Here is a 490-nt window from a genome sequence, read left to right on the forward strand (position 1 = left end):
GGGCCCTGGTCTCGCTGCGCTCCCGCGTCTCCGGGCTCGCGGCCGCCGCGGCGGCCCAGCACGCCGCCGCACTGCGGCTGATGCGGCACATCGAGGGCGCGTACGAGCGGGCCGGGGCGCGGGTGCGCAGGCAGATCGGCGACGGGGAGCTGCTGGCCGGCGAGGCCCTGGCCCGCTGGCGCGGCTTCCCCCGGGACAGCGGCGGCGACGAACTCCTGGACGCCTTCGCCGACGGGCTGTCGGCCCTGCTGCGCGGCGCCGTCGGCGACGCCGACGAGGAGGCGGCCGACGCCTGGCGCCTGGAGCCCGGCGCCCCCGAGTGCGGCCGCGCCGACGAACTGGTCACGGAGCGGATCGACCTCCTGGCACGGCGCTGGCGGCGCTGCCTGGAGGAGATCGCCGACGAGGAGCTGCGCGCGGCCGAGGGCGGCTGCCCGCTGCCGGCCGAGGGGATCGCGGCGCTGCTCGCCGCCGCCCTGCTGGGCGGGCG

Annotated in this window: 1 pseudogene; it reads left to right on the plus strand. The window is 80.4% G+C overall.

Features of this window, described 5'->3' with window-relative positions:
• Positions 1-490, plus strand: a pseudogene (locus tag ACLIYP_RS30790) (ATP-binding protein); the annotation flags it as partial.

Source organism: Streptomyces nanhaiensis, assembly GCF_046614825.1.
Lineage (GTDB): Bacteria > Actinomycetota > Actinomycetes > Streptomycetales > Streptomycetaceae > Streptomyces > Streptomyces radiopugnans.